General features: G+C 50.1%; 6 protein-coding genes and 1 pseudogene. 6 read left to right on the forward strand and 1 reads right to left on the reverse strand.

Features of this window, described 5'->3' with window-relative positions; translation table 11 throughout:
- Both gatB and Q0438_RS05290 read left to right on the forward strand, forming a co-directional pair.
- Window positions 1-632 (forward strand): annotated as a pseudogene (gene gatB, locus Q0438_RS05285) (Asp-tRNA(Asn)/Glu-tRNA(Gln) amidotransferase GatCAB subunit B); the annotation flags it as partial.
- A gap of 502 nt (window positions 633-1,134) precedes the next feature.
- Window positions 1,135-2,025 carry an NAD(P)H-dependent glycerol-3-phosphate dehydrogenase gene (locus Q0438_RS05290; protein WP_299188202.1) on the forward strand — a complete coding sequence of 297 codons (891 nt, stop codon included), beginning with the start codon at window positions 1,135-1,137 and terminating at the stop codon, window positions 2,023-2,025.
- Between the two features lie 282 nt (window positions 2,026-2,307).
- On the opposite strand, the gene Q0438_RS05295 is transcribed toward Q0438_RS05290, so the two are convergent.
- On the reverse strand, window positions 2,308-3,039 hold the full coding sequence (locus tag Q0438_RS05295; protein ID WP_299188205.1) for a plasminogen-binding N-terminal domain-containing protein: 732 nt from the start codon (window positions 3,037-3,039) through the stop codon (window positions 2,308-2,310).
- Between the two features lie 140 nt (window positions 3,040-3,179).
- Here Q0438_RS05295 and Q0438_RS05300 point away from each other — a divergent pair, with 140 nt between their 5' ends.
- The 4 genes from Q0438_RS05300 (at window position 3,180) to Q0438_RS05315 (ending at window position 7,426) form a co-directional block, all read left to right on the forward strand.
- On the forward strand, window positions 3,180-4,349 hold the full coding sequence (locus tag Q0438_RS05300; RefSeq protein WP_299188208.1) for a peptidoglycan DD-metalloendopeptidase family protein: 1,170 nt from the start codon (window positions 3,180-3,182) through the stop codon (window positions 4,347-4,349).
- 8 nt (window positions 4,350-4,357) lie between these two features.
- Window positions 4,358-5,737 carry a magnesium transporter gene (gene mgtE, locus Q0438_RS05305; protein ID WP_299188211.1) on the forward strand — a complete coding sequence of 460 codons (1,380 nt, stop codon included), beginning with the start codon at window positions 4,358-4,360 and terminating at the stop codon, window positions 5,735-5,737.
- On the forward strand, window positions 5,722-6,309 hold the full coding sequence (locus tag Q0438_RS05310) for an NUDIX hydrolase (protein WP_299188214.1): 588 nt from the start codon (window positions 5,722-5,724) through the stop codon (window positions 6,307-6,309). Before mgtE ends, Q0438_RS05310 begins: the two co-directional genes overlap by 16 nt.
- Window positions 6,310-6,376: 67 nt before the next feature.
- Window positions 6,377-7,426 (forward strand): alpha/beta fold hydrolase, encoded by a 1,050-nt coding sequence (locus Q0438_RS05315; RefSeq protein WP_299188216.1) that lies wholly within the window; start codon window positions 6,377-6,379, stop codon window positions 7,424-7,426.
- Window positions 7,427-7,528 lie beyond the last annotated feature (102 nt).

Genomic DNA, 7,528 nt, shown 5'->3' on the forward strand with positions numbered 1-7,528 from the left:
AGGACAGCGCCGAGTACCGCTACTTCCCCGATCCCGACCTGCTAACCGTGATCGTGGATGACGAGATGCTGGCTGCTGCGCGACAGATCCCCGAGCTGCCCGATCAGAAAAAGGCCCGCTATGTCCGCGAGCTGGGCGTTAAAGAAAAGGACGCCGAGATCATAATCTCAACCTACGAAAACGCGCGATTTTTCGAGGATCTGATCGCGGCGGGGCATGAGCCTAAACTCTGCGTGAGCTGGCTTACCGTCGAGCTTGCGGGCAGGCTCAAAAACGGCGTTACGATTGAGGATTCGCCCGTAAACAGCGCGAAGATGAACGAGCTTTTAAGCGCGATCGAAGGCGGCGCAGTGTCGCAAAAGGCCGCTAAAGAGGTGCTTGATTATCTAATGGAGCACGACGAGGCCGTAAGCTCGGTCATCGACAAGCTAGGCTTGAGGCAGGTAAGCGACGACGGCGCGATTTTGGAGATCATAGCGCGCGTGATGAGCCAAAATGAGGACAAGGTCGCGGACTATCGCGGCGGCAAAGACAAGCTATTCGGCTTCTTCGTAGGCCAAGTGATGAAAGAGGGCAAGGGCGCGTTTAATCCTGCAAAGGTAAACGAGCTTTTGAAACAGAAGCTGGGCTGATTTCGCGGCTTTTGCGGCGGCGAACGACGAATAAAAGGCGGCGGAGCGCATGCGATAGATGAAATTTAGAGATAAAATTTCTAAATTTTATGTCTCGCATGAAATTTGATTTGCGCTTTGCGGACACGCTTCGCGGCGAGTTTGATGAGATGCGTTTGATTGAGCAGACAAACAGACGGCGTATATTTAGCTAGGCTCAGACAATTGGTAAAATTTTACCTACGGCGGGCGGCACGAGTGGATTAAATTTAATAAATTTAGTGTACGCAAGCGCAGTGAAATTTACCGGCTCGCATAAGGCAAGAATCCAGATAAAATTTTACGTCGCGGCGAGTGAGGTTTAAATTTACGCAGGCGGGTTAAATTTCAGCAAACTGCCTTCTAAATTTAACGCAGAGCCGCGCGATAAATTTAGACGCGGTTAAAATTTGCGCCAACGGATCGCTCAAATATCCGGCGCAAGTTTTGCGGAATTTTATAAATTAAGATCGAAAGGGCTACAATGAAAATCGCGGTTATCGGCGCGGGCAAATGGGGCAGCGCGCTTTGCGACGCGCTAAGCGTGAAAAACGAGTGCATCATCACTTCGCGCACGCCTAGGCAGCTTGTGAATTTCGTAAGCGTAAAAGAGGCGCTTGATTGCGAGGCGCTCGTTTTCGCGCTCGCGGCGCAGCAGACCGCGCAGTGGCTGGATCAAAATTTTATAAATTTAGGCCAAAAAATTCTAGTCGCGTCCAAGGGCATCGACGCCGCAAGCGGCAGGTTTTTAAATGAAATTTTTGAAGCGCACGTCTCAAGGGCGAACCTCGCCTTTCTTTCGGGCCCGTCGTTTGCGAGCGAAGTGATGAGAAAACTCCCCTGCGCGCTGGTCGTCAATTCGCGCAACGAGAGCCTGGCTGCGGAGTTTGCGGCAGTTTTTCCCGACTACATCAAAACCTACGTCTCGAGCGACGTTGCGGGGGCCGAAATTTGCGGCGCGTATAAAAACGTAATCGCCATCGCAAGCGGCGTTTGCGATGGGCTGGAGCTGGGAGCCAACGCCAGAGCGAGTCTGATCGCGCGCGGCATCGTGGAGATCGCGCGTTTCGGTAAATTTTTCGGCGCGCACGACGAGACCTTTTTGGGCTTAAGCGGCGTGGGTGATCTGTTTTTGACCGCATCCAGCGTGCTTTCGCGAAACTACCGCGTGGGCTTGGGGCTTGCGTGCGGCAAGAAGCTGGATGAAATTTTAAACGAACTAGGCGAGGTCGCCGAGGGCGTCTACACCGCAAGCGCCGTCATCCGTCTGGCCGCAAAACATAAAATTTACGTGCCGATCGCTACCGAGGTTTACGAAATACTGCGCGGCAAGGATGTGGAAGCGAGCCTAAAAGACCTACTGCGAAAAAAATAAGCGGCAAATTTATTTCGAATTCTTTGCCGCTTTAAAGTTTGTTATCGAGCCATTTTGAAATTTATTTTCAAACGGCAAGCTTTCTCGGCAAAATCCGATGCATTAAATATAAAATTTCAATCCATCAAAACGAGATAAAAAGCGATAAATCTACGGCTAAATTTTAATTTATAAAATCCTATTTCAGAGGTTTTGTTCTATTAAGCGCTTTTTGAATACGGAGATTTTAAATTTTACCTTCAAGAAAAAATCTTAAAGGTAAAATTTTGGCGGCTAAATTTACTATTTTTCGTCGCTATCCAGCCCCAAAAGATAGCGGTAGTGTTTGTCGTAGTCGCTGATCGGGCCATTAGTGAAGTCCCAAATGAGGGTCTTTATCTCGCCCACGCGCGAGTAAAACGGCAGCTGGTAGTAAGCGACCTTTCCGCTTTTGAAGCTGCGCAGCGGCTTGAAGCTGCCGCAGTCGGCAAATACGCCCTCGCCGTCCATCGCGATAAAAATGAGGCCCGTGCTGTTTTGCGCGCAAATTTTGCGAAAGTCGTCGCGGCTCGGGTTCGGCTTGCGGTTGTAGCTAAGATAGGCGCCGCCGAGGTCTGGATGGATGAAGGTGATGCCGGGGAAAGCCTTGCATACTTGCTCGTAAATTTCGGCGTTCGGCGCGACGATCAGAGCGCGGTCGTAGAGGAAATTTAAGATCACTTTATCGCCGCTTGCGGGCAAAATTTTAGGAAGCGGCAGCGCTTTTTGGCTTAGCATGTCAAAGACCTCGAAGCGCACCTGCGCCTTGCCTGCGCTTTTTTGCGTTACTACGGCGCGCGCGATGATAGAGCTTGCGCCGCTGCCGAAATTATGCATCACCACTCCGCTGCTGCCTACGGCGATCGTAGGGCTATCCGTTATCTCGCCGGTGCCTTGCGACACGTTAATTAGGGTGGTCTCGTATTGCGGCATATTAAATTCCGCGCCGAAAGCATAGGCTAAAAATACGCTCAAAATTAATAAAATTCGCTTCAAAATTCTGCTCCTGGAATAAAATTTCGGCTAATTATACATAAAACTTTGAAAATAGCGATAAAATTCTTGGGTATTTACGAAATATAAGCGTTTTTTCGTTACAATCCCACCTTGCGATTACCGTTACAAAGCGATTTTATATGATTAGAATTTTTATATTGTTTTTTTTGTGGGCGAGCGTAGCATTAGCTAATAATTCCAGCGTAGAGAAGTTTGCGTGGCCGGATGGAGTGAGCCTGCTGCAATTTATGGAGACTGCGGGCATCCCCGCGTCGGTGTATTACGATCTGGATAAAGAGGATCAGGAGCTTGCCGCCGAGGTGCGCGCGGGAGTGGAGTGTCAGATACTCAGAGATCCCGTAGGACGCATATCTCAGCTGCTAATACCGGTCAGCGACGAGCTTCAGATCCACATCTATCGCGATAAATTTAATACCTTTAGATTCGTATACACCCCGATAGTTTATGAGGAAAACAGCTACTCCTTGGGCATTAAGATCGAAAGCTCCCCCTATCAGGATATTGTCAAAGCTACCGGCAATACGGCGCTAGCGAATGAGTTTATGCTCGTTTTTAAAAACGAGGTAAATTTCAAAAAGCTACAAAAAGGCGATCAGCTCGTGATTCTATACGAGCAAAAAACGCGCCTTGGCAAGCCTTTCGGCGGAGTAAATATCCTAGCCGGAATGATCGAGGAAAATAAAAAACCCAGATCACTTTATTTCTTCGACGACAAATACTACGACCGAAGCGGTAAAAAGGTCGAGTCCTTCCTACTAGTAACGCCGCTTGTTTATACCAGAATTTCATCCTATTTTACTCCTAAAAGATTTCATCCGATCCTAAAGCGATATCGCGCGCATCTAGGCGTGGATTACGCCGCTCCCAAAGGCACTAGGGTAAATGCCGCGGGAGCCGGTAAAATCACTTTCGTCGGTCGTAAAAACGGCTACGGCAACACCGTAGAGATCAACCACGGCGGTGGAATTAGCACGCTTTATGCGCATCTTAGCGGTTTTGCCGGCGGTACAAAGGCAGGCGTGAGCGTCAAGCAGGGCCAACTCATTGCCTATGTAGGCTCGACTGGGCTTAGTTCGGGGCCACACCTACACTTCGGACTTTATAAAAATAAGCAGGCCGTTGATCCCCTAAAAGTAGTAAAAATAGAAAAAACCAACGTCATAAGCGCCGAGGAGCTTAAATTTAAAGCTCTCGTCAAGGATATGGACGCCAGGATGGCTAAGGCGAAAGACGGCTCGAAAAATCCGACTAAATTTGAAAACTACGAGCCGCTTATTACGATAAATTAAGGCTAGTTATGGAAAACAAGGAGCAGCTAAACGACGTCGAGGAAGCTAAAGCGCTTCTTGATGCGCATTTGGACGATACGCTAGAGGAGGAGCTGAGCGCGGCGGATCTTGCCGATCATCTAAAAACTCTCAAAAAACACGACGAAGAAAAATATGTAGAGGTCCTAAAAAAACTCGAACCCGAGGATCTTGCCGATGCGGCGCTCGAGATGCCCGATCATATGCTCGAAGACGTCATCGAGACTCTGCCTCACGAAAAGATCGTCGAAGCGATCGAGGAGCTCGAGAGCGACGATCAGGCGGAGCTTTTACAAAATATCGGCAACATCGACGAGGATAAAGCCGAGCAGATTTTCTACGGGCTTGATGAGGAGGATCGCCACGACATCCTCACTATCTCCAAATACAAAGAGGACGAGGCCGGCGCGTATATGCAGACCGAGGTCTTTAGTGCTAGGCAGGATCAGACCCTGGGGCAGGCGGTCGAGATGCTGCGCGTTATGCGCGAAAAGGACGAGATCGAGAATGTCTTTCAGCTCTTCGTGCTCGATAAAAAGGGACACCTGCTTACGAGCTTTTCGACGTCCGATCTGATTTTATACGATTTTTCGCTCACGCTGGAAGAAATTTCACAAAAATTCGGCGCCGAAAACAAAATCCACTTCGCTACCGATACCGACAAGATCGACGACGTGATCAAGGATTTTGAGGAATTCGACCTTAACGTCATCCCTGTTGTCGATGCTAACGGCATACTCATCGGGCGTATCACCGCCGACGATATCCACGATCTCATCCAAGAGCGCGCCACCGAGCAAATTTACAACCTCGCGGGCGTCGATGACGAAGCCGAAGATGATGAGACTACGATCTTTAAGGCGGGCCGCGCGCGCGCCTTGTGGCTAGCGGTAAATTTATGCACGGCGATCGTAAGCTCGACGATCATCGGGCTATTTGACGCCACTATCGAAAAGCTGGTCGCGCTCGCCGTGCTTATGCCAATAGTCGCTTCCATGGGCGGCAACACCGGCACGCAGGCGCTTACGGTAACCGTGCGCCGCCTGGCCTTGGGCGAGATAGCGTTTAAAGACAAAAAGCAGGTTCTCTTTCGCGAGATCACGATCGCTTTTATAAATGGCCTCATTTTTGCCACGCTGATGGGGTTTGTGGCGTATTTTTGGTTCGGCATTAAGCTTTTGGGGCTGGTGATTGCGATGTCGATGGTGTTAAATTTAACGCTCGCGGGGCTTTTTGGCGCCGTCATTCCGATCACGCTTAAAAAATTAAATATCGACCCCGCCGTCGGCAGCTCCGTGCTGCTTACTACGGTGACGGACATCGTGGGATTTTTTAGCTTTTTAGGACTTGCGACGTGGATACTACTATAAAAAATTTTAAAATTTCCGAGCTTAAAAGCTCAAATTTCGTTAAACCATTTCGCCTAAATTTCGAAATGGACGGCGTGGCGCGCGCGTGGGACTGCGTCAAGGTGCACGATAGCGTCTCGATTTTGCTTTATCATACGCAGCGCGACGCGCTTTTGCTCGTCAAGCAGTTTCGCCCCAGCGTATGGTTTTATCAAGAGGAAGGCTTAATCAACTCGCCCGAGAAGGGCTACACCTATGAGCTTTGCGCGGGCATTTTAGATAAGGGCATCAGCGAGGAGCAAACGGCGATCGAAGAGGTGCTCGAGGAGACGGGCTACGCTGTGAAAGATCTGAAATTTATCACGAGCTACTACAGCGCCCTGGGCTTTGCGGCGAACCGTCAAATTTTATACTTCGCGCGTATCGACGAATCTATGAAGCTAGGAGCTGGCGGCGGCGTGGACGGCGAGAAGATCGAGCTTTTTTATCTGCCCGCATCCAAAGCGCGAGAGTTTATGTTTGACGAAAAGATCGTGCGCGCGCCGGGGCTGATCCTAGCATTTCAGTGGTTTTTGAGCGAGTTTAAAGCTTAGCGGCGAGACGGGATTTCGCGTGCCGCCGCGCGTTTTCGCATCTCGGTTTTAAATTTAAAGGACGGCGATGAGGGTTTTACTTAGACTGTGCGTTATCGCGGCATGCCTTTATGGGGCGATCGCGGCAGCACTTTATATCTTTCAGGAGCGGCTGATATTTTTGGGCGAGCCGTTAGATAAAAACTTCAAATTTAGCTTTGAAAATTCCGAATTCATTGGACTTGTGAATGCGCCAGGGAGCGGCGTGCATTTAGAGGCATCGATGTCCGCCGCTACGCAAAATGGCGCGGCGACAAATGGCGTCGCGGACGAAAACGCTTCGGCGATTGGCGGCGTAAAAGAAAACGGCGCCGTAGCGGGCGAGATCAAAAACAAAAACGCTCAAACTAGCGGCGAGCGCGTCGGCAAAAACGCCGCAGGAAACGGTGCTGCGGGCAATAATGCAAACGCTGCTGCGATAAAATTTCAAGAGATCAATATCCCGTTTGAGGGCGGGGCGATAAACGGGCTGAAATTTAGCGCAGCAGAACCTAAAGGCGCGATTTTGTTCTTTCACGGCAACTTCGGCGACGTGAGCGGCTGGGGCGCATATGGCGCGGATTTTGCGGCTTTGGGATATGATTTTTATATTTTCGACTACCCTGGCTACGGCAAATCGGACGGCAAAATTTCATCGCAGGATCAGCTTTTGGCGAGCGCGGATGCGATGAGCCGTTACGTTTTGGCGCAGCATTCGCCCAAGAGGCTCGCGATGATAGGCTACTCGATCGGAAGCGGCATCGCGGCGCAGCAGGCTGCGAAGTGGGATGCGGCGCGACTGATTTTGCTCGCGCCATATTTTAGCTTCGAGCGGCTTGCGCACGAAAAAATCCCCTTCGTGCCGAAATTTTTGATCCGCTACAAGATTCCTACCGCAGAATTTTTGCAAGCGGCGCGCAGCACGCAGATCACGCTCATCCACGGCGCCGCCGACGAGCTGATACCGGTGCATCACTCGTATGATCTTGCGGGGTCTCTTAAGACCGGAGATTTATTTTACGAAATAGCCGCCGCGCCGCATAATGGGCTGCTGGCAATGCCCGGTATTTGGGAAATTTTAAAAGAGCGGCTGCGCTAATCTAGCGGGGCTCGGCGTAAAATTCCACGCAAAATTCGACCGCTAAATTTAAAATTTTACGTATAATTCCGCTCGGGCTAGGTCGTCGTAAAATTTCATGAA

The sequence above is a fragment of the uncultured Campylobacter sp. genome (assembly GCF_938030785.1).
GTDB lineage: Bacteria > Campylobacterota > Campylobacteria > Campylobacterales > Campylobacteraceae > Campylobacter_B.

Coding starts and splice junctions, on each gene's coding strand:
- Q0438_RS05290 (WP_299188202.1), top strand. CDS start 1,135: ATGAAAATCGCGGTTATCGGCGCGGGCAAATGGGGCAGCGCGCTTTGC.
- mgtE (WP_299188211.1), top strand. CDS start 4,358: ATGGAAAACAAGGAGCAGCTAAACGACGTCGAGGAAGCTAAAGCGCTT.
- Q0438_RS05315 (WP_299188216.1), top strand. CDS start 6,377: ATGAGGGTTTTACTTAGACTGTGCGTTATCGCGGCATGCCTTTATGGG.
- Q0438_RS05300 (WP_299188208.1), top strand. CDS start 3,180: ATGATTAGAATTTTTATATTGTTTTTTTTGTGGGCGAGCGTAGCATTA.